30 protein-coding genes and 1 pseudogene are annotated in these 22,860 nt (G+C 71.3%); 28 read left to right on the top strand and 3 right to left on the bottom strand.

The features are described from left to right. The 19 genes and pseudogenes from VLK66_RS23665 to rplQ form a co-directional block, all read left to right on the top strand. The coding region (locus VLK66_RS23665; RefSeq protein ID WP_325311963.1) for an uL14 family ribosomal protein at nucleotides 1-193 on the top strand (193 nt) is incomplete at its 5' end. Nucleotides 194-201: 8 nt separating this feature from the next. Next, complete coding sequence (gene rplX / locus VLK66_RS23660; RefSeq protein ID WP_325311966.1) at nucleotides 202-522, top strand: 50S ribosomal protein L24; 321 nt, start codon at nucleotides 202-204, stop codon at nucleotides 520-522. 158 nt (nucleotides 523-680) lie between these two features. After that, on the top strand, nucleotides 681-1,316 hold the full coding sequence (gene rplE, locus VLK66_RS23655; protein WP_349260537.1) for a 50S ribosomal protein L5: 636 nt from the start codon (nucleotides 681-683) through the stop codon (nucleotides 1,314-1,316). 79 nt (nucleotides 1,317-1,395) lie between these two features. Next, nucleotides 1,396-1,581 carry a type Z 30S ribosomal protein S14 gene (locus VLK66_RS23650; RefSeq protein ID WP_325311962.1) on the top strand — a complete coding sequence of 62 codons (186 nt, stop codon included), beginning with the start codon at nucleotides 1,396-1,398 and terminating at the stop codon, nucleotides 1,579-1,581. Between the two features lie 170 nt (nucleotides 1,582-1,751). Then, nucleotides 1,752-2,144, top strand: a complete 393-nt coding sequence (gene rpsH / locus VLK66_RS23645; RefSeq protein ID WP_325311961.1) for a 30S ribosomal protein S8 — start codon at nucleotides 1,752-1,754, stop codon at nucleotides 2,142-2,144. A 13-nt stretch (nucleotides 2,145-2,157) separates the two neighbouring features. Continuing rightward, complete coding sequence (rplF, locus tag VLK66_RS23640; RefSeq protein WP_325311960.1) at nucleotides 2,158-2,700, top strand: 50S ribosomal protein L6; 543 nt, start codon at nucleotides 2,158-2,160, stop codon at nucleotides 2,698-2,700. 55 nt (nucleotides 2,701-2,755) lie between these two features. Beyond that, nucleotides 2,756-3,136, top strand: a complete 381-nt coding sequence (rplR, locus tag VLK66_RS23635; RefSeq protein ID WP_325311959.1) for a 50S ribosomal protein L18 — start codon at nucleotides 2,756-2,758, stop codon at nucleotides 3,134-3,136. A 14-nt stretch (nucleotides 3,137-3,150) separates the two neighbouring features. Beyond that, the gene (gene rpsE / locus VLK66_RS23630) at nucleotides 3,151-3,828 is read left to right on the top strand and encodes a 30S ribosomal protein S5 (RefSeq protein ID WP_349260536.1); all 678 of its coding nucleotides are present in this window, start codon (nucleotides 3,151-3,153) and stop codon (nucleotides 3,826-3,828) included. Further along, complete coding sequence (gene rpmD, locus VLK66_RS23625) at nucleotides 3,821-4,018, top strand: 50S ribosomal protein L30 (RefSeq protein ID WP_325311958.1); 198 nt, start codon at nucleotides 3,821-3,823, stop codon at nucleotides 4,016-4,018. Before rpsE ends, rpmD begins: the two co-directional genes overlap by 8 nt. Then, nucleotides 4,011-4,466 carry a 50S ribosomal protein L15 gene (gene rplO / locus VLK66_RS23620; protein WP_325311957.1) on the top strand — a complete coding sequence of 152 codons (456 nt, stop codon included), beginning with the start codon at nucleotides 4,011-4,013 and terminating at the stop codon, nucleotides 4,464-4,466. The genes rpmD and rplO overlap by 8 nt, the downstream gene beginning before the upstream one ends. A 1-nt stretch (nucleotide 4,467) precedes the next feature. After that, the gene (gene secY / locus VLK66_RS23615; RefSeq protein ID WP_325311956.1) at nucleotides 4,468-5,793 is read left to right on the top strand and encodes a preprotein translocase subunit SecY; all 1,326 of its coding nucleotides are present in this window, start codon (nucleotides 4,468-4,470) and stop codon (nucleotides 5,791-5,793) included. Between the two features lie 130 nt (nucleotides 5,794-5,923). Next, nucleotides 5,924-6,556: an adenylate kinase gene (locus tag VLK66_RS23610; RefSeq protein ID WP_325311955.1), complete on the top strand. Its 633-nt coding sequence runs from the start codon at nucleotides 5,924-5,926 to the stop codon at nucleotides 6,554-6,556. After that, entirely contained in the window at nucleotides 6,553-7,308 is a 756-nt protein-coding gene (gene map, locus VLK66_RS23605) for a type I methionyl aminopeptidase (RefSeq protein WP_325311954.1), read from the top strand. Before VLK66_RS23610 ends, map begins: the two co-directional genes overlap by 4 nt. 100 nt (nucleotides 7,309-7,408) lie before the next feature. After that, nucleotides 7,409-7,525 (top strand): 50S ribosomal protein L36, encoded by a 117-nt coding sequence (rpmJ, locus tag VLK66_RS23600; RefSeq protein WP_325311953.1) that lies wholly within the window; start codon nucleotides 7,409-7,411, stop codon nucleotides 7,523-7,525. Between the two features lie 38 nt (nucleotides 7,526-7,563). Next, on the top strand, nucleotides 7,564-7,944 hold the full coding sequence (gene rpsM, locus VLK66_RS23595; RefSeq protein WP_325311952.1) for a 30S ribosomal protein S13: 381 nt from the start codon (nucleotides 7,564-7,566) through the stop codon (nucleotides 7,942-7,944). Between the two features lie 142 nt (nucleotides 7,945-8,086). Continuing rightward, nucleotides 8,087-8,479 carry a 30S ribosomal protein S11 gene (gene rpsK / locus VLK66_RS23590; RefSeq protein ID WP_325311951.1) on the top strand — a complete coding sequence of 131 codons (393 nt, stop codon included), beginning with the start codon at nucleotides 8,087-8,089 and terminating at the stop codon, nucleotides 8,477-8,479. A gap of 147 nt (nucleotides 8,480-8,626) precedes the next feature. After that, complete coding sequence (gene rpsD / locus VLK66_RS23585) at nucleotides 8,627-9,265, top strand: 30S ribosomal protein S4 (RefSeq protein WP_325311950.1); 639 nt, start codon at nucleotides 8,627-8,629, stop codon at nucleotides 9,263-9,265. Between the two features lie 96 nt (nucleotides 9,266-9,361). After that, entirely contained in the window at nucleotides 9,362-10,447 is a 1,086-nt protein-coding gene (locus VLK66_RS23580; protein ID WP_325311949.1) for a DNA-directed RNA polymerase subunit alpha, read from the top strand. Nucleotide 10,448: 1 nt separating this feature from the next. Next, nucleotides 10,449-10,799, top strand: a pseudogene (gene rplQ, locus VLK66_RS23575) (50S ribosomal protein L17); the annotation flags it as partial. A gap of 188 nt (nucleotides 10,800-10,987) precedes the next feature. Here the strand turns inward: rplQ and VLK66_RS23570 are convergent. Next, a complete protein-coding gene (locus VLK66_RS23570) occupies nucleotides 10,988-11,236 on the bottom strand; it encodes a hypothetical protein (RefSeq protein ID WP_325311947.1) in 249 nt (82 codons plus the stop codon). Then, complete coding sequence (locus VLK66_RS23565) at nucleotides 11,233-11,469, bottom strand: addiction module protein (protein WP_325311946.1); 237 nt, start codon at nucleotides 11,467-11,469, stop codon at nucleotides 11,233-11,235. The genes VLK66_RS23570 and VLK66_RS23565 overlap by 4 nt, the downstream gene beginning before the upstream one ends. 328 nt (nucleotides 11,470-11,797) lie before the next feature. Between VLK66_RS23565 and VLK66_RS23560 the strand changes: the two genes are divergently transcribed. The 3 genes from VLK66_RS23560 (at nucleotide 11,798) to VLK66_RS23550 (ending at nucleotide 14,811) form a co-directional block, all read left to right on the top strand. Next, nucleotides 11,798-13,150 carry an ABC transporter substrate-binding protein/permease gene (locus tag VLK66_RS23560; protein WP_325311945.1) on the top strand — a complete coding sequence of 451 codons (1,353 nt, stop codon included), beginning with the start codon at nucleotides 11,798-11,800 and terminating at the stop codon, nucleotides 13,148-13,150. Then, complete coding sequence (locus VLK66_RS23555; RefSeq protein WP_325311944.1) at nucleotides 13,147-13,905, top strand: amino acid ABC transporter ATP-binding protein; 759 nt, start codon at nucleotides 13,147-13,149, stop codon at nucleotides 13,903-13,905. The genes VLK66_RS23560 and VLK66_RS23555 overlap by 4 nt, the downstream gene beginning before the upstream one ends. A gap of 174 nt (nucleotides 13,906-14,079) precedes the next feature. After that, on the top strand, nucleotides 14,080-14,811 hold the full coding sequence (locus VLK66_RS23550; RefSeq protein WP_325311943.1) for a peptidase E: 732 nt from the start codon (nucleotides 14,080-14,082) through the stop codon (nucleotides 14,809-14,811). Between the two features lie 428 nt (nucleotides 14,812-15,239). Here VLK66_RS23550 and rpmB read toward each other — a convergent pair whose 3' ends face one another. After that, nucleotides 15,240-15,431 (bottom strand): 50S ribosomal protein L28, encoded by a 192-nt coding sequence (gene rpmB, locus VLK66_RS23545; protein WP_325311942.1) that lies wholly within the window; start codon nucleotides 15,429-15,431, stop codon nucleotides 15,240-15,242. A gap of 220 nt (nucleotides 15,432-15,651) precedes the next feature. Between rpmB and gmd the strand changes: the two genes are divergently transcribed. The 6 genes from gmd (at nucleotide 15,652) to VLK66_RS23515 (ending at nucleotide 22,473) form a co-directional block, all read left to right on the top strand. Further along, nucleotides 15,652-16,638 (top strand): GDP-mannose 4,6-dehydratase, encoded by a 987-nt coding sequence (gmd, locus tag VLK66_RS23540; RefSeq protein ID WP_325311941.1) that lies wholly within the window; start codon nucleotides 15,652-15,654, stop codon nucleotides 16,636-16,638. Nucleotides 16,639-16,643: 5 nt separating this feature from the next. Then, the gene (locus VLK66_RS23535; protein WP_325311940.1) at nucleotides 16,644-17,591 is read left to right on the top strand and encodes a GDP-mannose 4,6-dehydratase; all 948 of its coding nucleotides are present in this window, start codon (nucleotides 16,644-16,646) and stop codon (nucleotides 17,589-17,591) included. After that, nucleotides 17,588-19,099, top strand: a complete 1,512-nt coding sequence (gene cobA / locus VLK66_RS23530) for a uroporphyrinogen-III C-methyltransferase (protein WP_325311939.1) — start codon at nucleotides 17,588-17,590, stop codon at nucleotides 19,097-19,099. Before VLK66_RS23535 ends, cobA begins: the two co-directional genes overlap by 4 nt. Next, nucleotides 19,096-20,706: a capsule assembly Wzi family protein gene (locus tag VLK66_RS23525; RefSeq protein WP_325311938.1), complete on the top strand. Its 1,611-nt coding sequence runs from the start codon at nucleotides 19,096-19,098 to the stop codon at nucleotides 20,704-20,706. Before cobA ends, VLK66_RS23525 begins: the two co-directional genes overlap by 4 nt. Nucleotides 20,707-20,785: 79 nt before the next feature. After that, a complete protein-coding gene (locus tag VLK66_RS23520) occupies nucleotides 20,786-21,670 on the top strand; it encodes a polysaccharide deacetylase family protein (RefSeq protein ID WP_325311937.1) in 885 nt (294 codons plus the stop codon). Next, the gene (locus VLK66_RS23515; protein WP_325311936.1) at nucleotides 21,667-22,473 is read left to right on the top strand and encodes a formyltransferase family protein; all 807 of its coding nucleotides are present in this window, start codon (nucleotides 21,667-21,669) and stop codon (nucleotides 22,471-22,473) included. The genes VLK66_RS23520 and VLK66_RS23515 overlap by 4 nt, the downstream gene beginning before the upstream one ends. The last annotated feature ends 387 nt before the right edge of the window (nucleotides 22,474-22,860 follow it).

Here is a 22,860-nt window from a genome sequence, read left to right as displayed (position 1 = left end):
GGCCGTGGTGGTCCGCACCACCAAGGAGGTCCGGCGCAAGGACGGCAGCTACATCCGGTTCGACGAGAACGCCGCCGTCATCATCAACGACGCGGGCGAGCCGCGCGCCACGCGCATCTTCGGGCCGGTCGCCCGCGAGCTGCGCGACAAGCGCTACATGAAGATCGTCTCGCTGGCCCCGGAGGTGATCTGATGGGCAAGATGAGCATCCGCCGGGGCGACCGCGTGAAGGTCATCTCCGGCAACGACAAGGGCGTCGAGGGCACCGTCATCCGCGTGGACCGCGAGAAGAACCGCGTGGTCGTGCAGGGGGTGAACGTGCGCAAGCGCCACCGCAAGCCCTCCGCGACCAGCCCCGAGGGCGGGATCGTGGAGTTCGAGGCGCCGATCCACGCCAGCAACGTGATGCTGCTGGACCCCAAGTCGGGCGAGCCCACGCGGGTGCGCTCGGCGCAGGGCGCGGACGGCCAGCGCGAGCGGGTCGCGGTCAAGAGCGGCCAGGCGATCCCGCGCGCGTCGTAAACCACGGGCATCTGCCGCCACCCCGGGCTCCGGCCGATTCGCATCGGCCGTGAACCGGGCGCGCGGTGCGGTGTACCGAGCGACTTCCACCTTGCGTCACCGCCCCCCCGGGCCTCGGAACCCGAGGCCGCGCGGGGGATACGGAACGGAGAGAACCGATGGCGAAGAAGGACAAGGCGCAGGCCGCGCCGGCGGCGGACGACGCCCCGGCCGAGACCGGCCCGCGGGTGAAGCCGCGGCTGCAGCGCTACTACGAGGAAACGGTCCGCGGGAAGCTGCAGGAGCAGTTCGGCTTCCAGACGCCCATGCAGGTTCCGCGGCTGGAGAAGATCACGATCAACGTCGGGCTGGGCGAGGCGCCGAAGAACCCCAAGCTCCTCGAGGGCGTGGTGGCCGAGATCGGCCAGATCACCGGGCAGAAGCCGGTGATCACCAAGGCCAAGAAGGCGATCTCGAACTTCGCGCTCCGCGAGAACTCGCCCGTGGGCGTCACGGTCACGCTGCGGCGCGACCGCATGTGGGAGTTCCTGGACCGGCTGGTGAACGTGGCCATGCCGCGCATCCGCGACTTCCGCGGGGTGCCCACGCGCTCGTTCGACGGCCGCGGGAACTACACGATGGGCGTGAAGGAGCAGCTGATCTTCCCCGAGATCGACTACGACAAGGTCGAGAAGGTCCACGGGATGGACATCTCCTTCGTGACCAGCACCACGAAGGACGACGAGGCGCTGGCGCTGCTGCGCGAGCTGGGCATGCCGTTCCGCGGCGAGTCGCCCGTGCTGGTGGCGGCGTAACACGGTCTCGAAGCGCGCACCCGCCGGCGACGGACGCCGGCGGAGGCGCGCCGGTCACTACCACCACGGTAACTACGCGATGGCACGCAAGGCCCTGATCGAGAAGAGCAAGCGCAAGCCGAAGTTCAGCGTCCGGGCGCACAACCGCTGCAACCGCTGCGGCCGCCCGCGCGCCTTCCTGCGCAAGTTCGGGCTCTGCCGCATCTGCTTCCGGCAGATGGCGCTGAACGGGGAGATCCCCGGGGTGCGCAAGGCGAGCTGGTAAGGGACCGGAAGTGCCAAGTGCCAGGTCCTGAGTCCTGAGTGAAACTGCGTCAGACGCATCGACCACTTGGGACTTGGGACTGAGGACTTGGGACTTGGCGGTTCGAAGACAATCACTCACTTCCTGAAAGTCCGGCGCTCGCTCGCCGGATACTCTAGGAGAGATTCAGCATGGTGACGGATCCGATCGCCGACCTGCTGACCCGGGTGCGCAACGCCCAGATGGCGCGCCACCGCCGGGTCGACATGCCGGTCAGCAAGCTGAAGGTCGAGGTTTCCCGCCTTCTCAAGGAAAATCACTACATCCACGACTACAAGATCCTGGATGACGGCAAGCACCCGGTGCTGCGCCTGTACCTGAAGTACTACCAGGACAAGCCGGTCATCCGCGAGCTGCGCCGCGTGTCCAAGCCCGGCCTGCGCCAGTACGTGGGCGTGGGCGAGATCCCGCGCGTGCGCAACGGGCTGGGAATGGCGCTGCTCAGCACCTCGCGCGGCGTGATGACCGACCGGCAGGCCCGCGCGGCCAAGGTCGGCGGCGAGCTGCTCGCCATCGTCTGGTAAGGAGAACACGACAATGTCGCGTATCGGAAGAAGGCCCGTGGCGGTTCCCGCCGGGGTCGACATCACGCTCGACGGCAACACCGTGCGCGTGAAGGGCCCCAGGGGCGAGCTGCAGCGCACGCTGCACAGGGACGTGATCGTGCGCCGCGAGGACGACGGCCAGATCGTGGTGGAGCGCCCCAGCGACCAGCCGGAGCACCGCTCGCTGCACGGGCTCAGCCGCACGCTGGTGGCCAACATGGTCGAGGGCGTGACCACCGGCTTCACCAAGACGCTCGAGATCGTGGGCGTGGGGTACCGCGCCGAGACCAAGCCCTTCGGGCTGACGCTCGCGCTGGGCTACAGCCACCCCATCGACTACAAGGCGCCCCCGGGGATCACCCTGCGGGCCGTCAATCCCACCACCGTCGAGGTCAGCGGGACCGACAAGGAAGTGGTGGGGCAGGTCGCGGCCGAGATCCGGTCGCTCCGTCCGCCCGAGCCCTACAAGGGCAAGGGCGTGAAGTACCAGGGCGAGGTGATCCGCCGCAAGGCGGGGAAGGCGGGCGGCAAGTAAGCCGCCCCGCGGCCCACGGCTGATCATCGCATAGTCAACCAGAGAAGACACGGAAATGGCGAGAGCACGGATCCGGACCAAGACGCGCGAGGACAAGCGTCTGCGCCGCCACCGCAGGGTGCGCGGCAAGGTCCATGGCACCGCGGAGCGTCCGCGGCTGGTCGTCCACCGCTCGATCAACCACCTGGAGGCCCAGGTGATCGACGACGTGGCCGGCCGCACGCTGGTGGGGCTCAGCACCAACGCCCCCGACCTGCGCGCGCGCAGGAGCGAGCTGAACAAGACCGACGCCAGCCGCGAGCTGGGGAAGGCCGTGGCCGAAAAGGCGAAAGCCGCCGGCGTAGACAAGGTCGTCTTCGACCGGGGCGGCTACCTGTACCACGGCCGCGTGAAGGCCTTCGCCGAGGGTGCCCGCGAGGGCGGCCTCGACTTCTGAGGAGAGCAGAGACCATGGCTGAGAACAGAGGCGGAGGCGGCGGTCGCGGGCGCGGCGGTCCCGGTGGCCCCGGCGGCGGGCGCGGGCGCGGCTTCGGCGGCGGTCCCGGCGGCGGCGGCGAGCAGGGCGGCGGCGACCGCGAGGGGCGCCGCGGGCGCGGGCGCGGCGAGGGCCGCGACGGCGGGCGCCGCGACGACCGGCAGGGGAGCGACCTGAAGGAGAACGTGATCCACATCAACCGCGTGGCCAAGGTGGTGAAGGGCGGCCGGCGGTTCTCGTTCACCGCCCTGGTGGCCGTGGGCGACCAGGCGGGCAAGGTGGGGATCGGCACGGGGAAGGCCAACGAGGTGTCGGAGGCCGTGCGCAAGGCGCTGGAGCAGGCCCGCCGCGCGATGGTCCGCATCCCGGTGCGCGAGGGCACCCTCCCGCACGACGTGATCGGCGAGAGCGGCGCCGGCCGGGTGCTGCTGCGCCCCGCTGCCCCGGGCACCGGCGTGATCGCCGGCGGCGCGGTGCGCGCGGTGCTGGAGTGCGTGGGCGTGCACGACATCCTGACCAAGTCGCTGGGGAGCAACAACCCCTTCAACATGGTGCTGGCCACCATGGACGCGCTGAAGAACCTGACCACCCGCGAGCAGCTGGCCGCCGAGCGCGGCGTGCCGGTGGAGGCGCTGGGAGGTGCCCGTGCCTAAGATCAAGATCACGCAGACCAAGAGCGGCGTGGGCGCCCCGGAGAAGCATCGCAAGACCCTCCAGGCGCTCGGCCTCAAGCACCAGCGGTCCGTCGTGCAGGACGACAACGACGCGATCCGCGGGATGATCTTCCAGGTCCGCCACCTGGTGAAGGTGGAGGGCGTTGAAGGGCAGGTGAACGATGGCTGACCTCAGCAACCTGCGCCCCCCCGAGGGGTCGCACCGCGACACCAAGCGCCTGGGCCGCGGCCCAGGGTCCGGCCAGGGGAAGACGGCCGGCAAGGGGCACAAGGGCTCGATGGCGCGCGCCGGCCACAGCGGCCCCGGCGGCGGCAAGCCCCACTTCGAGGGCGGCCAGATGCCGCTGCACCGGCGCCTTCCCAAGCGGGGGTTCACCCCGCTGGACCGCGTGGAGTACCAGGTGGTGAACCTGTGGCAGCTCGAGGCGCTGGCCGAGGGCGACGTGACCCCCGAGACGCTGAAGGCCCACGGGCTCATCGGCCACGCGGGGCGTCCGGTGAAGGTCCTGGGCACCGGCGACCTGACCCGCAAGGTGAACGTGTCGGCGCACCGCTTCAGCAAGTCGGCGCGCGAGAAGATCGAGGGGCTGGGCGGCTCCGTGCAGGAGATCGGCTGACATGGCGAACCCCGTCGCGAACCTGTTCAGAATCCCGGAGCTGAAGGAGAAGATCCTCTTCACGCTCCTGGCCCTGTTCGTCTACCGGGTCGGCGCCCACGTGACGGCGCCGTGGATCGACGTGGTGGCCCTGAAGGAGTACGCCGGCAACCTGGGCAACACCGCGTTCGGGATCTACGACATGTTCGTGGGCGGGGGGCTGTCGAAGGCCACCGTCTTCGCGCTGGGCATCATGCCCTACATCTCGGCCAGCATCATGTTCCAGCTGCTGGCCACGGTGGTCCCCAGCATCGAGAAGATGCAGAAGGAGGGCGAGGACGGCCGCAAGAAGCTCACGCAGTACACGCGGTACGCCACCGTCATCCTGTCGCTCTTCCAGGCGTACGGCTACGCCATGTTCCTGGAGACGCAGGTGCCGGGCGCGGTGGCCAACCCCGGGTGGGGCTTCCGGCTGATGATGATCCTCACGCTGTGCACCGGCGCCGTGTTCGTGATGTGGCTGGGCGAGCAGATCACCGAGCGCGGCATCGGCAACGGGATGAGCCTGCTGATCTTCTTCTCGATCCTCGAGGGGCTGATCCCGGGGCTGTTCATCACCGGGCAGCAGGTGGCCAACGGCGACATCAAGCCCTTCGGGGTGGTGGTGCTGCTGGTGAGCATGGCCGCGGTGGTCATGGGCACGGTGGCCATCACCATGGCCATGCGGAAGATCCCGGTGCAGATCCCGCAGAAGGTGATGGGGCGCGGGCGCATCCGGCAGGGGCAGAAGAGCTTCATCCCGCTGCGCGTGAACATGGCGGGCGTGATGCCGATCATCTTCGCGCAGTCGATCATGATCCTTCCCGCCACCCTGGCCACCTTCGCGAAGAACGACCGCATCAAGGCGTTCGCGGACTTCTTCCAGGTGTTCAGCGTGCCGTACTACATCGTGTTCACGCTGCTGATCATCTTCTTCACGTACTTCTACACCGCGATCATCTACAACCCGGTGGACATCGCGGAGAACCTGAAGAAGCAGGGGGCGTTCGTTCCCGGGGTGAAGCCCGGCGCCCGCACGGCCGAGTACATCGACCGCGTGATGAGCCGGATCTCGCTCCCGGGCGCCATCTTCCTGGCGGCCATCGCCATCGTGCCCTCGGCGCTGGAGCGCGCGTTCGGCGTGACCTCGCTGAACCGCGTCCTCGGCGGCACGGGTCTGCTCATCGTCGTCGGCGTGGCGCTCGACACGGTGCAGCAGATGCAGCAGCACCTGCTGCTGCGGCGGTACGACGGCTTCATGAAGAAGGGCCGCGTGAAGTTCCGCGGCCGGCAGCAGCGGTACATCTGAGAGGGAACAGGGAACAGGGGACAGGGGACAGGGAACGGCAGGGCGAGACCGCGCGCGTCGGCGGCCGGCCTCCGATTCCGTCCCTGTCCCCTGTAACCTGTAACCTGCAACCTGTGGTTCTGGAGCCGGAATGGACCTGATCCTCCTCGGCGCCCCGGGAGCCGGAAAAGGCACCCAGGGCGCCCTGCTGTCCGAGAAGCTGGGCACGCCCAAGATCGCCACCGGCGACATGCTGCGCGACGCGGTGCGCGCCGGCACCGAGCTGGGGCGCCAGGCCAAGGGCTACATGGACGCGGGCGAGCTGGTGCCCGACGCCGTGATCCTGGGGATGGTGCGCGAGCGTCTGGCCCAGCCCGACGCCGCGAACGGGGCCATCTTCGACGGCTATCCGCGCAACGCCGCGCAGGCCGCCTCGCTCGACGAGATGCTGGCCGGGATCGGGCGCCGCATCGACGCCGTGGTCTACCTGGAGGTGGACGACGACGACATCGTGCGCCGGATGGGCGGGCGGCGGACGGACCCCGAGACGGGGCTCGTGTACCACGTGGAGCACAACCCGCCGCCGGCCGAGATCGCGCCGCGCTGCGTGATCCGGCCCGACGACGTGGAGGAGACGGTGCGCAACCGGCTCGACGTCTACCGCCGGAGCACCGCCCCGCTGGTGGAGCACTACCGGCAGGCCGGCGTTCCCGTGCACACGGTGGACGGCGGGCGGCCGATCGAGGCCGTGCAGGGCGAAATCCTGGGGCTGCTCGAGCGGTGATCCAGCTCTACCTGGCCGAGGAGATGGAGGCGATCGCGCGGGCCGGGCGCATCCTGGCGGCGCTCTACCGGGTGATCCCCGAGCGGGTGCGGCCGGGCGCCACCACGGCCGAGCTCGACCGCTTCGCCGAGGATTTCATCCGCTCGCACGAGGGCGCCGTGCCGGCCTTCAAGGGGCTGTACGGCTTCCCCGCCACGCTCTGCACCAGCGTGAACCACGAGGTGGTGCACGGGATCCCCTCCAGCCGGCGCAAGCTGCAGGAGGGCGACATCGTGAGCGTGGACTGCGGGGTGAAGCTGGACGGCTTCTACGCCGACGCGGCCAACACCTACGCGGTGGGCCCGGTCGCGCTGGAGGTGGCCACGCTGCTGGAGGAAACCAGCGCGGCGCTCCACCGCGGCATCGCCGAGACGCGCCCCGGGCACCGGCTGGGCGACGTGGGCGCGGCCATCCAGGAGGTGGCCGACGCGCGCGGCTACGGCGTGGTGCGCGAGCTGGTGGGCCACGGCGTGGGGCGCAAGCCGCACGAGGAGCCGCAGGTGCCCAACTACGGCAGGCGCGGGCGCGGGCTGAAGCTGGTGGAGGGGATGGTGCTGGCCATCGAGCCCATGTTCAACCTGGGCGTGGCCGGCGTCCGCACCCTTCCCGACCGGTGGACCGTGGTGACGGCCGACCGCAAGGTCTCGGCCCACTTCGAGCACACGGTGGGGGTAACGGCCGACGGCCCGCGCATCCTGACGGACGGGAGCTGAGCGGCGGGATGGTCCTCAGAGGCCGTCCGGGGTTGCCGAAAGGCGGCAATGTAGTTAAGTTTTCAGGCTTCGTTTTCCACGGGGATATAGAGAGGCGACGATGAAGGTCCGCGCGAGCGTGAAGCCGATCTGCGAGCACTGCAAGGTGGTGCGCCGCAGGGGGGTGATCCGCATCATCTGCAAGAAGAACCCGCGCCACAAGCAGCGCCAGGGTTGATCGGCGCCCTAGTCAATCCAGGCTGAAGGAGAAACAGGATGGCCCGCATTGCCGGCGTCGATCTCCCCCGCGAGAAGCGGATCGAGATCGGCCTGACGTACATCTTCGGGATCGGCCGCCCCACGGCGCGCAAGATCCTGGAAGAGGCCGGGGTGAGCCCGGACGAGCGCGTGAACAAGCTCTCGGACGAGGACATCAACAAGCTGCGCCGCATCATCGACGCGACCTACCGCGTGGAGGGCGTGCTGCGCGGCGAGATCGCCCGCAACATCAAGCGCCTGATGGACATCGGCTCGTACCGCGGGCTGCGGCACCGCCGCGGGCTGCCGGTTCGCGGCCAGCGGACGCACACCAACGCCCGCACCAAGAAGGGCCCGCGCCGCGCCATCGCCGGCAAGAAGAAGCCGGGCAAGAAGTAAGACGGTCCGCGGAAGATCCGTCTTCCTCGGACAACCCTGGTCGGGGCGGCGCTCCCGCCCCGATGATCACGCCCGCGCACGCCGCGGGAAGCGGGATCCGAACGCGCGGTAGGCCGCGCACCACACACAGGAGCAGGACCCGATGGCCAAGCCGAAGGCAGCGGGGCGCCCGAAGACCAAGCGCCACGTGGACAGCGAAGGGGTCGCGCACATCAAGGCGACCTTCAACAACACGATCGTGACCATCTCCGACATGGGTGGTAACGGGGTCGTGTGGGGAAGCGCCGGCAAGGCCGGCTTCAAGGGCAGCAAGAAGAGCACGCCGTTCGCCGCGACCGTGGCGGCCGAGCAGGCCGCGCGCGAGGCGCTGTCGCTGGGGATGAAGCGCGTGCACGTGCGCGTGCAGGGCCCCGGCAGCGGGCGCGAGAGCGCGATCCAGGCGCTGGCCGCCGCGGGGCTGAACATCCGCTCGATCCGCGACGTCACGCCGATCCCGCACAACGGCTGCCGCCCGCCCAAGAAGCGCCGCGTCTGATCGGAAAGTCCCGAGTCCCAAGTCCTGAGTCCCGAGTGGTTCACCCGGGACTTGGGACTTAGGACTTTTGCAGTGGCGTAAACCCTCGCGACCGTCGGGGGGACGAAGCCGAGAAACGACACATCTCACGGAGAGAACGGTCTCAACATGGCCCGTTATACCGGACCCGTCTGCAAGCTCTGCCGCCGCGAGGGGCAGAAGCTGTTCCTGAAGGGGATCAAGTGCTTCACCGAGAAGTGCCCGGTGGAGCGCCGCCCCTACGCCCCCGGCCAGCACGGCCAGAGTGGCGGCGGCCGCCGCAAGAAGGCGAGCGAGTACGCCCACCAGCTGCGCGAGAAGCAGAAGGTGAAGCGCATCTACGGCGTGGCCGAGAAGCCGTTCCGCAACCTGTTCGAGAAGGCCGCGCACCAGACCGGCGTGACGGGCGAGAACCTGCTCGTGGCGCTGGAGAGCCGGCTGGACAACATCGTGTACCGCATGGGCTTTGGCGCCAGCCGCAAGGAGGCGCGCCAGATCATCAAGCACGGGCACGTGCAGGTGAACGGCCGCAAGCTCGACATCCCGAGCGCCCAGGTGGGCCCGGGCGACGAGGTGCGCATCGCCCCCAAGAGCAAGGACATCCTCCCGGTGGAGGCCGCCCTTGCCGCCAAGAGCCGCCCCACCAGCGTGGCCTGGCTGGCGGTGGACGAGGGGAGCCGCACCGGCCGGATGCTGACGCGCCCGACGCGCGCCGACATCCCGCTGGCGGTGCAGGAGCAGCTCATCGTCGAGCTCTACAGCAAGTAACCGGTGCCGGAAGCGGGCCCGGCGGCGGCCGTCCTTTCCGGGGCGGCCGCCGCGCGGGTCCTTTCCCGCATTCTTTCCTCACTACGGAGGGATAGAGTGGAACTCGATATTACCGGCCTGCAGATGCCGAACCTGCCCGAGCAGCCGCGCACGGGGCAGATCGTGCTTCGCCCGCTGGAGCGCGGCTTCGGCCACACGCTCGGCAACACCATGCGGCGCATCCTGCTGTCGAGCCTGCGCGGCGCCGCGGTCTGGGCGTTCCGCACCGACGGCGTGCTGCACGAGCACCAGACGATCGCGGGGGTGGTGGAGGACGTGCACCAGGTGATCCGCAACCTGAAGACACTGGTGCTGCGGATGACCGAGGACGCCGACGAGGCGGTGCTGGAGCTGCGCGCGCGCGCCTCGGGCCCGGTGACGGCCCGCAACATCACCGCCCACCCGGCGGTCGAGGTGGTGAACCCCGACCACCACATCCTGACGCTCACCGAGGACCGTGACCTCAGGATCGAGCTGTACGTGAACAAGGGCCGCGGCTTCGTGCTGGCCGAGGCGCACCCCATCCCGCGCGGGATGCCCGCCGACCTGGTGCGCGTGGACGCCGTCTACAACCCGGTGACCCGCGCCAACTTCGTGGTCGAGGACACGCGCGTGGGGCAGCGCACCGACTTCGACCGCCTGGTGCTGGAGGTGGAGACCAACGGGGCGATCGACGTGCGCAACGCCGTGCAGTACGCGGCGCGGCTGGCCATCGAGCACCTGGCCTTCCTGGCGGGCGGCACTCCCGAGTGGCGGCTGGACCGCAGCTGGGGCGAGGGCGCCGGCGCCGGCGCGGCGGTTCCCGCGGGGCGCGCCCCCGTGCCGCCCCGGCTGCAGGAGCTGCTGCACCGGCCCATCGAGGACCTGACCGAGCTCTCGGTGCGCAGCCGCAACTCGCTGCAGAAGGAGAACATCCACACGGTGCGCGACCTGGTGCAGCGCACCGAGCAGCAGATGCTCTCGATCGACAACTTCGGCAAGAAGAGCCTGCAGGAGATCAGCGAGTTCCTGGCGGGCCACGGGCTGCGCTTCGGCCAGGAGCTGGAGCAGACCGACGACGGCACGCTGTTCTGGGTGCTTCCCGAGAACGACGGCGGCAACACCGACATCGCGGCCGGCGACCTGTCCGGCGAGGAGCAGTGAGATGAGACACAACAACCGCGGGCGCGCGCTGGGGCGCACCCACGAGCACAAGAGCGCGCTGCTGCGCAACATGGCCACCAGCCTGTTCCGCCACGGCCGCATCGAGACGACCGAGGCCAAGGCCAAGGAGCTGCGGCCGTACGCCGAGAAGCTGATCACACTGGCCAAGAAGGGCGACCTTCACGCCAAGCGGCTCGCCGCGCGCGAGATCCAGGACCGCGACGTGCTGGTGCTGCTGTTCGACCAGATCGGCCCGCGCGTGGCCGAGCGGCCGGGCGGCTACACCCGCATCCTGAAGACCGGCTTCCGCCAGGGCGACGGCGCCGAGTGCGCGCTGATCGAGCTGGTCGACCGCGCCTGATCGGCGTCTCCGGACGCGAAGTCAGTCGAAAAGAACAGACCCCGAGGCCTTCACCGGCCGCGGGGTCTTTTCTTTTCCATCGGAATCGGTGTCTACGAGCTCACCACTCCGGCGGTTCGGGCCGCGTGACGCGGTGCAGCAGGCCGCCGGGTTTCGCGCGTGGTGAATGCATCCATGGATCACGACGTTGGATCCGTGAACCTCGAAGAAGTGCCGTACGGAAAGTCGTGCAACAGCATGCGCCGCATCTCCTCATCGACCGTCTGATACTGGAACGGGTTGTCCTGCAGCCGGGCCACCGCGGCTCGCATTTCGCGAGTCAGTTCGCGGCCCAGCCCGCGCTTCTGCTCCTCGTACCACCCGGCCGCTTCGGCGATCTCCGTTCTGGCGACCGGCCGCATCACCACGCGAAAGCGCGCGCGGGTCACCCGAGCGACCGCTCGATGTCATCGAGGGCCTGATCGGCCGGGATCACGTCGTGCGGGTTCCTCCGGAACTCCTCGGAACGGCGCCGAAGCTCCATCCGAAGCGGATCGCCGAGCGGCAGCCGCTCCGGGCTCGCATGCGCTTCGGCGGCAATGCTGTTCCAGAGTTCCTCCACCAGGCGGAGGCGCTCCGGAACGCTCAGGTGCTGCAGATCGGAGATGGTGATGGTAGCCATGCCCGAAAGCTAAAAGCATCGAAGTGTTTGCGCCAACGCTTGAGCAGGCTGGCCCCGCGTTCCCGCTTGGGAAGCGTGTTCTTTCGCATCCGCCTCGCAGCGCTAGATTGTGGGCCGCACACCCGTCCGCGAGCGCAACTCCTCCGCCGGCCTTCTCTCCGCTACGCCGTTGCGCATCTCCGCATCTCGCTGTTCCGCCCGGTGGTGGCTCGCGCTCGTCGCGGCCGCGCTCTTCGCTACGTCCGCCCATCTCGCTTCGGCGCAGGCGAGCGCTGCCGCGAAGCCGCCGTTCCGGTGGGGCGGTGACGCGGAGGGCGGGGCGCCGTTCGTGGAGGCGGATCCCGCGGACCCGAGCAAGGTGCGCGGGTTCGACGTGGAGATCGCGGAGATGATCGCGCGCGGGCTGGGGCGCGAGCCCGTGTTCGTGCAGGTGGCGTGGGCGTCGATCGAGCAGTCGGTGGAGCGGGGCGACTTCGAGGTGGGGATGAGCGGGGTGGAGGACCGGCCGGAGCTGCGCGCCCGGCACTCCGTCTCCATCCCCTACTACGAGTTCCACGAGGTGCTGGCGGTGCGGCCGGGCGACCGGAACCGCTTCCGCAGGCTGTCGGACCTCGCCGGGCGGCGGGTGGCCACGCTGGGGCAGACGATGGCGTACCAGATGCTCGTCGACGAGCAGGCGCGCTCCGGTCTCATCCCCATCTCCTACGACGACGACGTGCACCCGTACAGCGACCTGGTGGCCGGGCGGGTGGACGCGGTGCTGCTGGACAACGTCATCGCCGAGCGCTCGCTGCGGCGCACGGGCGGGTTCGTCATCCAGCCCGAGCCGGCGGCGACGGGGCACTACGTGGCCGTGTTCGCGCGCGCCGACGCGGCGCTGCGGGACTCGGCCAACGCGGTGCTGCGGGCGCGGATGGCGGACGGGTCGCTGGAGCGGACCTTCCGGCGCTGGGGCGTGTGGAACGATGGCGAGGCGGCGTACTTCCGCCGGGTGCTGGCCCAAGCGCCGGCGACGGACGCCGCCGCGCCGGCGCCGGCGAGCAACCGCGCGCTGCGCACCTATCTTCCCGCGCTGGCGCGGGCCGCGGGGGTGACGCTGGTGCTGTCGTGCCTGGCGATGGCGCTGGCGGTGACCATCGGCATCCTGGTCGCGGCGGGGCGGGTGTACGGGCATCCGCTGCTGCGCGCGCTGCTGACGGTCTACGTGGAGGTGATGCGCGGGACGCCGGTGCTGCTGCAGCTCTTCGTCATCTACTACGGCCTTTCCGGCGTCGTCCGGCTCCCCGCTTTTTTCGCCGCGGTACTCGGACTGGGGCTGAACTACGCGGCGTACGAGTCGGAGATCTACCGCGCGGCGCTGGAGGCGATCCCACGCGCGCAGCTGGAGGCCGGGCGCACGCTGGGGCTCTCGGAAGGGCAGATCCTGCGGCTGGTGCGCGGGCCCCAGGCGCTCCGGCTGGCGCTGGCGCCGATGACGAACGACTTCGTGGCGCTGCTGAAGGACTCGTCGCTCGTCTCCGTCATCACCGTGGTGGAGCTGACCAAGCAGACGGCGATCTACGCCACCAACGTGGGGAGCTGGGTGGTGCCGGGGATCATCTGCGCGGGGCTGTATCTCCTCTTCTCCCTTCCGCTGTCGCGGTTCGCGCGGCGGCTGGAGCGGCGCTGGAGCCTGGCATGAGCGGCGGACTGGCGGTGACCGGGCTGCGCGTGGCGCACGGAAAGCGGGAGATCCTGCGCGGAGTGGACCTGCGGGTGGCGCCCGGGGAGGTGTGCGCGCTGATGGGCGCGTCGGGCGCGGGGAAGTCGACGGTGCTGCGGAGCATCGCGGCGCTGCAGCCGTTCAGCGGCGGCGCGATCGAGGTGGACGGCTTCGCGCTGCGCCCCGGCCCGCTGCCACGCGAGTCGCGGCTGAAGGGGCTGCGCCGCAAGGTGGGGATGGTGTTCCAGGCCCACGCCCTGTTCGAGCACCTGACCGCGCTGGAGAACGTGATGCTGGCGCCGGTGCACGCGCTGGGGTGGACCCGGGCGAAGGCGCGGGAGACGGCGATGGCGCTGCTGGACGAGCTGGGCGTCTCCCATCGTGCGACCGCGTATCCGCGCGCGCTCTCCGGCGGCGAGTCGCAGCGGGTGGCGATCGCCCGCGCGCTGGCGCCGGACCCGCTGATGCTGCTGATGGACGAGCCCACGGCGGCGCTGGACCCCGCCCGCCGCGGCGCGCTGGGCGAGACGCTGCGCGAGCTGGCCGGCCAGGGGCGCGGGCTGCTGATCTCCACCCACGACGTGGATTTCGCGCGCGCGGTGTGCGACCGGGTGGCCGTGCTGGCGGAGGGGACGATGGTGGAGCTGGGGCCCGCGGAGGAGGTGCTGGCGCGGCCGTCGCACGCCGCGACGCGCGAGCTGCTTCGCGGACCGGAGCGGTCGCCGGCGGGGTGACCGGCTCCCCGCGACGGCGGGGGCTCCCGCGGAGGACACGGAGGTCGCGGAGGACTGCGAGGAGCAGCTTCGTGACCTCCGTCTTTCTCTGTCGTGCGGGCTTTCGCGGGGTCGCTCCAGGACGCATTATGAGCGGCGTTCCGCGTGCTTCCTCTCAACCCTCGATCGCAGGCGATGCCTTCACACCCCGGCCAGATCATCGCGATGGGCGGCGGCGGCTTCACCATGGAGCCGGACAACCCGCTGCTGGACCAGTACGTGCTGGCCGCGACCGGCAAGCGCCACCCGCGCGTCTGCTTCGTCCCCACGGCGGCGGGCGATGCGATCGGGTACATCGACCGCTTCGGCGAGGCGTTCCCGCCGGACGTGTGCGAGCCCACCTACCTGTCGCTCTTCAGCCGCAAGTTCGACGACCTGGCGGGGTTCCTCTGCGAGCAGGACCTGGTGTACGTGGGCGGCGGGAACACGGTGAACCTGCTGGCCGTGTGGCGCGCGCAGGGGATGGACCGCGCCGTGGCCGAGGCGCTGGCGGCGGGGACGATCTTCTGCGGGGTGAGCGCGGGCGCGCTGTGCTGGTTCGAGCGGGGGATCACCGACAGCTACAGCCCCGACCTGAAGCCGCTGACCAACGGCCTGGGCTTCCTTCCCGGCGCCTTCTCGCCGCACTACGACAGCGACCGGCGGCGCCCGGTGCTCTTCCCCGAGTTCGTGCGGCGCTTCGGCGCGCCGGCGCTGGCGGCGGAGGACGGCGTGGCCCTGCACTTCCGCGATGGCCAGCTGGTGCGCGCCGTCAGCTCGCGCCCCGAGGCGGTCGCGTTCCGGTTCACGCTGGCGGAGGGGGAGGTGACGACGGAGAGGATCACGCCGACGTACCTGGGGCGCGAGGCGGCGGCCGCGGCGGGGTGAGGCGGCCGTCGCGGACTGGGCTGCGCTGCGATGGGGATGGGGAGACTTGATCGCGAGGAGAGGCTTCGGCGCGGTGCCGCGGCATCGCGCCCTCTCCGGCCGGCTCAGGCCGTCCACCTCTCCCGTACCGGGAGAGGTAGCTGGATGGCATCGGCGCGGCTCCATATGTCCGTGCGAGGGAGGTCGGAAAGTGCGCGGATGCTGGAAAGCCACCCTCTCCCGGAACGGGAGAGGGTCGCGCCCTCCGGCGCGGGGTGAGGGCGGCGCGGAGCCCGAGGAGACGCACCTGTGTGAGAATGCGCGCCCAAACCCAATCCCGCCGTTCGATCGGTTTGCAGTTCAGGAAGACGCGGACAAAAGAGAAGCGGCCGCACCTCGCGAAGGAGATGCGACCGCTGAACTCTTCAATGCGGAAGCGCCGGACGGCTTCAGCCCGCCTTGCGGACCTTGCCGGCCGACAGGCAGCTCGTGCACACGCGAACACGCTTGTGCGTGCCGTTGTCGGTCACGATCCGCGCGGGCTGCAGGTTCGGACGCCACACACGCTTGGTCTTGTTGTTCGCGTGGCTGACGTTGTTCCCGCTGCGCGGCCCCTTTCCGCAGACCTCGCAGAAAGCCATCGGAATCTCCTCAGTCTCTCGTATTCGCCGGTTGTGTCACAAGCCATGAAACCTAAGGCAGACCGGGCCCACGGTCAACCCTTGGCGGCCTATCTCCTTTGATTGACACGCCTTCGGGGGCGGGCTACGTTTCCGCCCGTGCGACCCGCGACGCACACCGCCGCCCCGGCTGCGGTGGTTTTCGGCGTTCCGGACGAATCCGCTCCCACCGACCAACGGAATGAAGACCGCTCTCATCACCGGCATCACGGGCCAGGACGGCAGCTACCTGGCGGAGCTGCTGCTGGAGAAGGGGTACCGCGTGTTCGGCCTGGTGCGCCGCAGCAGCACGGTGACGTTCGAGCGCATCCAGCACATCCAGGACCGCATCGAGCTGGTGCCGGGCGACCTGACCGACCAGAACTCGCTGCTGTACGCGCTGCAGGAGTGCGGCGCCGACGAGGTGTACAACCTGGCGGCGCAGAGCTTCGTGCAGACCAGCTGGAACCAGCCCACCCTCACCGGCGACGTGACGGCGCTGGGCGTGACGCGCATGCTGGAGGCGATCCGGGTGCACAACCCGAAGATCCGCTTCTACCAGGCCTCGTCGTCCGAGATGTTCGGAAAGGTGCAGGCCGTGCCGCAGGTGGAGGACACGCCCTTCTACCCCCGCAGCCCCTACGGCGTGGCCAAGGTGTACGGCCACTGGATCACCGTGAACTACCGCGAGAGCTACGGGATGTACGCGGTGAGCGGGATCCTGTTCAACCACGAGAGCCCCCGCCGCGGGCTGGAGTTCGTGACGCGCAAGGTGACCGACGGCGCCGCGCGGATCAAGCTGGGGCTGAAGGACAAGCTGCACCTGGGGAACCTGGACGCGCAGCGCGACTGGGGCTACGCCGGCGACTACGTGCGCGCCATGTGGCTGATGCTGCAGCAGGACGAGCCGCGCGACTACGTGATCAGCACCGGCGAGACGCACAGCGTGCGCGAGCTGGTGGAGCTGGCCTTCGGGCACGTGGGGCTGGACTGGCGCGAGCACGTGGTGCAGGACGAGCGCTTCATGCGCCCGGCGGAAGTCGACCTCCTGGTCGGCGACGCGGCGAAGGCGCGCGAGGAGCTGGGGTGGGAGCCCGAGGTGGGCTTCGACGAGCTGGTGACGATGATGGTGGACGCGGACCTGGACCGGCTGCGGCCGCTGGTCCGCGGCGCGCAGGCGGCGGGCTGAGCGCCGTGCGCGCACTGGTCACCGGCGCGGCCGGCTTCGCGGGGTGCCACCTGGTGCGCTCGCTGCTGGCCGACGGGTGCGAGGTGTGGGGAACGCTGCAGGCGGGCCACGCGCCCCCGGCCGCGCTCCGCGATGCGCGCTGGCTGCCGATGGAGCTGGCGTCGGCCGACTCGATCGCCGCGGCGATGCGCGAGGCGCGGCCGGAGCGGGTCTTCCACCTGGCCGCGCAGGCCTCGGTGGCGGACTCGTTCGTCGATCCCGTCGCGACGTGGGAGGTGAACGCGACGGGGACGCTGCGGCTGGTCAGCGCGCTCCCCGAGGGCGCGCGCCTCCTCTTCATCTCCTCCGCCGAGGTGTACGGCGCGGTCCCCGAGGACGAGCAGCCGATCCCCGAGTCCCGTCCCCTTCGCCCGACCAACCCCTACGCGGCGAGCAAGGCGGCGGCGGAGATGGCGGTGGTGGAGGCGGCGGCGCGCGGCGTTCCCGCGGTGATCGCCCGCTCGTTCAGCCACACCGGGCCGGGGCAGGACGGCCGCTTCGCGCTGTCCGCCTTCGCCCGCCAGCTGGCGGAGATCCGCGCGGGGCGCGCCGAGCCGGTGCTGCGCGTGGGCAACCTGCAGGCGCGGCGCGACTACCTGGACGTGCGCGACGTGGTTCGCGCCTACCGCACGCTGATTGAGCGCGGCGAGCCGGGCCAGGCGTACAACGTGGGAACGGGCGAGGCGCACTCGATGGCCGAACTGGTGGAGATGCTGGTGGAGCTGAGCGGCACCGGCGCGCGGCTGGAGACCGATCCCGCGCGCTTCCGTCCGGTGGACGTCCCCCTCCTCTGCGGCGACGCGTCGGCGCTGCGCGGGCTCGGCTGGGCGCCGGAGATCCCGCTGCGGCGGACGCTGGCGGAGCTGCTGGAGCACGAGGAGCGCGCCCTGGCCGCGCACGCGGAGGCGGCGTGACCGGCACCGTGTACCTGGTGGGCGCGGGCCCGGGCGATCCGGGGCTGCTGACCGTCCGCGCCGCGGAGCTGCTCGCGCGCGCGGACGTGCTCGTCTACGACGCCCTCGCGTCGCCCGGGATCGTCGAGCTCGCCACGCGGGCGGAGCGGATCTTCGCCGGGAAGCGCGGCGGGCGGAAGAACGTCCTCTCGCAGGACGAGATCAGCGCGCTGCTGGTCGATCTCGCGCGGAAGCACGAGACGGTGGTGCGGCTGAAGGGCGGCGATCCGTTCGTCTTCGGGCGGGGCGGGGAAGAGGCGCTGGAGCTGGCGCGCGCCGGCATCCCCTTCGAGGTCGTCCCCGGCGTGACCGCGGGGGTCGCCGCGCCGGCGTACGCGGGGATCCCCGTCACCCACCGCGGGCTGTCGACCAGCGTGACGCTGGTGACCGGGCACGAGGACCCCACGAAGGCGGAGACGGAGGTCGACTGGGAGTTCCTGGCCCGGGGGACGGGGACGCTGGTCTTCTACATGAGCGTGGGGCGGATGGAGGAGAACTTCGGCCGCCTGATCGCCGCCGGACGCTCGCCCGACACGCCCGCCGCGGCGGTGGAGTGGGGAACGTATCCCCGCCAGCGCACGGTGATGGGAACGATGGCCACCCTTCCCGAGATCGCGCGCGCCGCGAACATCGGCGCGCCGTCGATCGTCCTGGTCGGCAACGTGGTCTCGCTGCGCGATGAGCTGGCCTGGTTCGACCGCCGGCCGCTCTCGGGTCGGTGCATCGTGGTCACCCGCGCCCGCGCGCAGGCCAGCGAATTCGCCGCCACGCTGGAGCGGCTGGGGGCGGAGGTGCTGCAGCTCCCCGTCATCCGCATCGTTCCCCCCGCGGACCCGGCGCCGCTGCGCGAGGCGGCAGCTCGTGCGGAGACGTTCGACTGGATCGTCTTCACCAGCGTGAACGGCGTCGAGCACTTCTTCCGGGAGCTCGCCGGGATGGGGCGCGACGCCCGGGCGCTGGGCGCCGCGCGCGTCTGCGCCATCGGCCCCGCGACGGCGGCCGAGGCGGCGAAGCACGGCATCCGCGCGGACCTGGTGCCGGACGAGTTCGTGGCCGAGGCGGCCGTGGAGGCGCTCGCGGCCGCGGGCGTGGACGGGAAGCGCATCCTCCTTCCCCGCGCGGAGATCGCCCGCGCCGTGCTCCCCGACGGGCTGCGCGCCCGTGGGGCGGAGGTGGTGGAGGTGGTGGCGTACCGCACCGTGCAGGACGGCGCCGGCGCGGACGAGGTGCGGCGGCGGCTGGACGCGGGCGAGGTGGACCTGGTGACCTTCACCGCCAGCTCCACCGTGCGCAACTTCGCGTCGCTGGTGGGTGCCGACGTGGGGAGGGCGAAGGTGGCGTCCATCGGCCCGGTCACCTCGCAAACGGTTCGGGAGATGGGGATGGCGGTGGAGGTGGAGGCGGCGGAGTACACCATCCCGGGGCTCGTCGAGGCGATCCGGGGCTTCTACGCGGAGAGCGCCGGATGAGGATGGGGAGACAGGGCGTGGCGGTGATCTGCGTGGCCGCCGCGTTTTCCGCGCGCGCCGCGGCGCAGGACACGACCGCCGTCGCCGTCGACACCGCCGTGGTGACGGACACCGTGATCGCGTCGGCCGATACCTCGCCGGCGGTGACGGACACGCGGATGCGCGGCGGCTCGTCGTTCCACGCATCTCCCCTCCTTCCCGAGGACCACTGGGCGGTGCGGGCCGCGTGGCGCGCCGAGGCGCTGGGCCTCACCCGCTTCCTCCCCGCGCAGCGCGCCGTGCCGCGCGCCGAGGTGGCCCGCGCGCTGGCCGAGGCCGCCGCGAACGCATCGTCTCCCTCGCTCCGCGCGCTGGCGACCGGATGGGAGGCGCGCTTCGTGGAGGAGTTCCCCGAGTACGGGCTCGCGAACCGCGCCTCCGGGCCGGTGACGCTGCTCGGCGGACAGGCGGCCGCGGGGGTGGACGACGCCTCCGGGCGCGTGGGCGCCGTGATCGGCTACCAGATCAACCGGCAGGACCCGCGTCCGCTCCCCGACGTCTCGGCCGCGCGCGTGTCGCTGCTCGGCGGCGTGGCGCTGCCGTGGGCCAGCGCCAGCGCCGAGGGTGCCTACCGCGGGGGCGAGGCGGTGCTGCGGCAGTGGGACGTGGCCGTGGGGGCCGGGCCCTTCCAGCTCTCCGTGGGGCGCGCGCCGGTCGGCTACGGCTACGGGCGCACGGGGGGAATCGTCTACTCCGACCCCGACGCGCTTCCGCGCATCGAGCTGCAGACCACGCGGCCCTTCCGCCTTCCGTCGCTCCTCCGCTACCTGGGCCCCGTCACCCTGCACACCTTCGCGGGGCCGGTGAACGACCCGGCGCGGCATCCCACCAACCCGGACCTGTGGGGGCTGCGCGCGGCCATGCAGCCGCATCCTCGCGTGACGCTGGCCATCAACCGCGGCTCCATGTTCGGCGGCGACGCGGAGCCGGTGACCGCCGGCCGCGTGCTGCGCATGCTGGTGGGCGTCGTGCACAGCCGCTTCGAGAACCAGATCCTCTCGCTCGAGGGGCGCTACCGCCTGCCCACCGAAACCGTCGTTCCCGCCACGCTGTACGTGGAGTGGGGCGCCGACGACGCGGCGGGGGCGCTGGACGAGGAGCCGGCGCGCATCATCGGCCTCTTCCTCCCGGCCCTCCCCGGCGTGCCGAACGCGGCGCTGGGGGCGGAGTACACCTACTTCAAGCACGCCTGCTGCGGCCACGGCGTGTGGTACACCAGCGCCACCTTCCGCGGCAACTGGGCGGTGCACGACCGGCCGCTGGGGCACCCGCTGGGCGGCGAGGGCGCCGAGTACGCGGCGTACGTCCAGGGCGACGCGCTGGACGCGCGGCTGCGGCTGGACGCGCGCGCCTTCCTGCGCGACCGCTCGGACTACAGCCTGCACATCCCCCGCTACAACGGGGGGAACCTGTACACGCCCACCCGCACCGGGCGCAGCGAGGGCGGCCGGCTGGACGCCGCCTTCCGCCTCTTCCCGCGCGCCGAGGCCCGCGCCCGGTGGCAGCTGGAGCACGGCGACTGGGGGACGGAGCACTCGCTGCAGGCCACCTTCGCCTGGCTGTTCTGAAGCCGGGTTGGCACCGGCCCGGGGGCCGGATACATTGGCGGGCCCGATCCGCCTCCGCCGCACCGCAACCTGATTCGTGATGGGTGATAAGACGTTTTGCTTCAGCGTGGACGTGGACTGGGTGCGCGGCTCCGAGGTCGCCCTTCCAGCGCTCTACGACCTCTGCGACGAGCTGGGGATCCGCGGCACCTTCTTCTCCGTGGGCGGCTTCGCGTCCGAGTACGGCGAGCTGCTGGCCGAGGCGGTGCGCCGCGGCCACGAGGTGGGCAGCCATGGCTGGGAGCACGGGCTGCGCAACTACGAGAACTACGGGAGCTCGCCGTACGCCGATCAGCTCCGCTGGCTGGAGCTGACCACCGGCGCGGTCGAGAAGGCCACCGGGGTGCGGCCGCACTCCTTCCGCGCGCCCAACCTGTGGGTGGGCGAGACCACGCTGCGGGTGCTGGAGACGCTGGGCTACACCCACGACTCGTCGGTGCCGGCGCGCCGCTACGACGCGGGGATGGGGCAGCTGGGGCACCAGACCCGGTACTTCCGCGCCCCGCGCGACCCCTACCATCCGTCGCGCGAGCACCTGGCCGTGCCGGGTGACAGCCCGGTGGTGGAGGTGCCGCCCTCCGCGTTCGTGGTGCCCATGAACATGAGCGGCCTGCGCGCGTTCGGCCTGCGCCCGCTGCGCTGGGCCAACCGCCGCATCCGGGCGCGCGCCGACACCCTGGTGTTCTACGTGCACCCCGCCGAGTTCGTGAGCGCGGAGGCGCAGGCGCTGAAGGCGGACATCCCCCGGCGCCACCGCCGCGGGATCGGGCCGCAGAACGTGGAGCTGCTGCGCCGCTACCTGTCCGACGTGCTGTCGCTGGGGTACACGCCGGTCCGGGTGGACCAGACGGCGCCCGGCGGCCGGACCTCCGCGGCGCCGGCCCGCGCCGCCCAGCCGCGCGCGGCGCGAGGACGCGCGGGATGACGGACGACGCGGGCGCGCGTCCGCTGCGGGTGGTGCTGGCCACCGCGCCGGACGATGCGCTGGGGGGCGTGTTCTGGCGGGCGTACCGCGATGCGGACGGACCACCGCTCGCGGCCGTGTTCGCCGTCGCTGGAAAGGTGCGGCCGCGCGGGCCGGTGTGGCAGCGCGCCGCCACGCCGCTCCTGCTCTGCGGCGTGGGCGGCTGCCTGCGGCTCGCGGCGGCCGCGGCCAGGCTCCCCCGCGGCCGCGACCGCGCGGCGGGGCTGCACCTGCGGCGCGAGCAGGCGTGGCCGGGCACGCCGGAGGTGCACGCGGTGGCCTCGCTCAACGCCTCGATCGAGCAGCTGCGCGCGCTCCGCCCCGACGTGCTGGTGTCGGTGGGCGCGCCCGAGATCTTCCGGGCGGCGGTGCTGGAGGTGCCGCGCGTGGCCGCGGTGAACGTCCACAACGGGCGGCTGCCGCTGTACCGGGGGAGCTTCGGCACCTTCTGGGAGATGATGGAGGGCGAGCCCGCGGGCTACGTCTCCATCCACGAGATGGTGCCGAAGGTCGACGCGGGCCGGCTGCTGGCGTCGTTCCCGGTGGCGATGGGCCCGTCCAGCGACTTCCTGGACGTGATGGTGGAGAAGAAGCGCCGCGGCGGCGCCCTCCTGGCCGAGCTGCTCCGCCAGGTGGAGCGCGAGGGAAGGCTTCCGGCGGGGATGCTGGGAGAGGGCACGCCGGCGGACCGCACGGGGCTCTTTCCCATGCCCGCCTTCACCGACGTCCGCGCCTTCGCCCGCCGGCGCCGCGCCCGCGCCTGATACCGGATCTGGCTATCATCTGTGCATTACAAACGCACAGAGAGACGTCATCCTGAGTCGAACACCGCGCTTCGCGCGGCCACGATGGATGAAAGGGAGGCGTCCTCCGGAGCCGGAGCCTGTCGCCGAGCCGAACAGCCTCGCGCAGTTTGCGAGGCTTCCCGTAGTTGTTGCTGCGACTTCAGTCGCCGGTGACCGGCTGCGCCCGGAACTTTCTATTCAGGCCGGCCCCAGCGTCGTTGTCCCTGCACGAGCGATTGCAGGCCGAAGGATCTATAGGCAGGGTTGCACGTGCGCTTCCGGATTGCACGATCGATCTCCGAATCCGGTATGAGAAATTCGGTTGACGATATCGGGCATGGAGGCTCCGCGCCCGGCCTTCCGCGC

The sequence above is a fragment of the Longimicrobium sp. genome, from assembly GCF_035474595.1.
Taxonomy (GTDB): domain Bacteria; phylum Gemmatimonadota; class Gemmatimonadetes; order Longimicrobiales; family Longimicrobiaceae; genus Longimicrobium.
The sequence above is the reverse complement of the archived record's forward strand: the minus strand, read 5'-3'. Positions and strand labels throughout refer to the sequence as shown.

Excerpts from the sequence above, each read along its gene's own strand:
- rplX (WP_325311966.1), top strand. The coding sequence starts at position 202 with ATGAGCATCCGCCGGGGCGACCGCGTGAAGGTCATCTCCGGCAACGAC.
- rplR (WP_325311959.1), top strand. The coding sequence starts at position 2,756 with ATGGCGAGAGCACGGATCCGGACCAAGACGCGCGAGGACAAGCGTCTG.
- VLK66_RS23515 (WP_325311936.1), top strand. The coding sequence starts at position 21,667 with ATGACGGACGACGCGGGCGCGCGTCCGCTGCGGGTGGTGCTGGCCACC.
- rplE (WP_349260537.1), top strand. The coding sequence starts at position 681 with ATGGCGAAGAAGGACAAGGCGCAGGCCGCGCCGGCGGCGGACGACGCC.
- secY (WP_325311956.1), top strand. The coding sequence starts at position 4,468 with ATGGCGAACCCCGTCGCGAACCTGTTCAGAATCCCGGAGCTGAAGGAG.
- rpsD (WP_325311950.1), top strand. The coding sequence starts at position 8,627 with ATGGCCCGTTATACCGGACCCGTCTGCAAGCTCTGCCGCCGCGAGGGG.
- rpsM (WP_325311952.1), top strand. The coding sequence starts at position 7,564 with ATGGCCCGCATTGCCGGCGTCGATCTCCCCCGCGAGAAGCGGATCGAG.
- VLK66_RS23550 (WP_325311943.1), top strand. The coding sequence starts at position 14,080 with ATGCCTTCACACCCCGGCCAGATCATCGCGATGGGCGGCGGCGGCTTC.
- rpsE (WP_349260536.1), top strand. The coding sequence starts at position 3,151 with ATGGCTGAGAACAGAGGCGGAGGCGGCGGTCGCGGGCGCGGCGGTCCC.
- VLK66_RS23650 (WP_325311962.1), top strand. The coding sequence starts at position 1,396 with ATGGCACGCAAGGCCCTGATCGAGAAGAGCAAGCGCAAGCCGAAGTTC.
- VLK66_RS23610 (WP_325311955.1), top strand. The coding sequence starts at position 5,924 with ATGGACCTGATCCTCCTCGGCGCCCCGGGAGCCGGAAAAGGCACCCAG.
- VLK66_RS23525 (WP_325311938.1), top strand. The coding sequence starts at position 19,096 with ATGAGGATGGGGAGACAGGGCGTGGCGGTGATCTGCGTGGCCGCCGCG.
- rpmB (WP_325311942.1), bottom strand. The coding sequence starts at position 15,431 with ATGGCTTTCTGCGAGGTCTGCGGAAAGGGGCCGCGCAGCGGGAACAAC.
- VLK66_RS23555 (WP_325311944.1), top strand. The coding sequence starts at position 13,147 with ATGAGCGGCGGACTGGCGGTGACCGGGCTGCGCGTGGCGCACGGAAAG.
- gmd (WP_325311941.1), top strand. The coding sequence starts at position 15,652 with ATGAAGACCGCTCTCATCACCGGCATCACGGGCCAGGACGGCAGCTAC.
- rpmJ (WP_325311953.1), top strand. The coding sequence starts at position 7,409 with ATGAAGGTCCGCGCGAGCGTGAAGCCGATCTGCGAGCACTGCAAGGTG.
- VLK66_RS23520 (WP_325311937.1), top strand. The coding sequence starts at position 20,786 with ATGGGTGATAAGACGTTTTGCTTCAGCGTGGACGTGGACTGGGTGCGC.
- rplF (WP_325311960.1), top strand. The coding sequence starts at position 2,158 with ATGTCGCGTATCGGAAGAAGGCCCGTGGCGGTTCCCGCCGGGGTCGAC.
- rpsH (WP_325311961.1), top strand. The coding sequence starts at position 1,752 with ATGGTGACGGATCCGATCGCCGACCTGCTGACCCGGGTGCGCAACGCC.
- VLK66_RS23565 (WP_325311946.1), bottom strand. The coding sequence starts at position 11,469 with ATGGCTACCATCACCATCTCCGATCTGCAGCACCTGAGCGTTCCGGAG.
- rpsK (WP_325311951.1), top strand. The coding sequence starts at position 8,087 with ATGGCCAAGCCGAAGGCAGCGGGGCGCCCGAAGACCAAGCGCCACGTG.
- rplO (WP_325311957.1), top strand. The coding sequence starts at position 4,011 with ATGGCTGACCTCAGCAACCTGCGCCCCCCCGAGGGGTCGCACCGCGAC.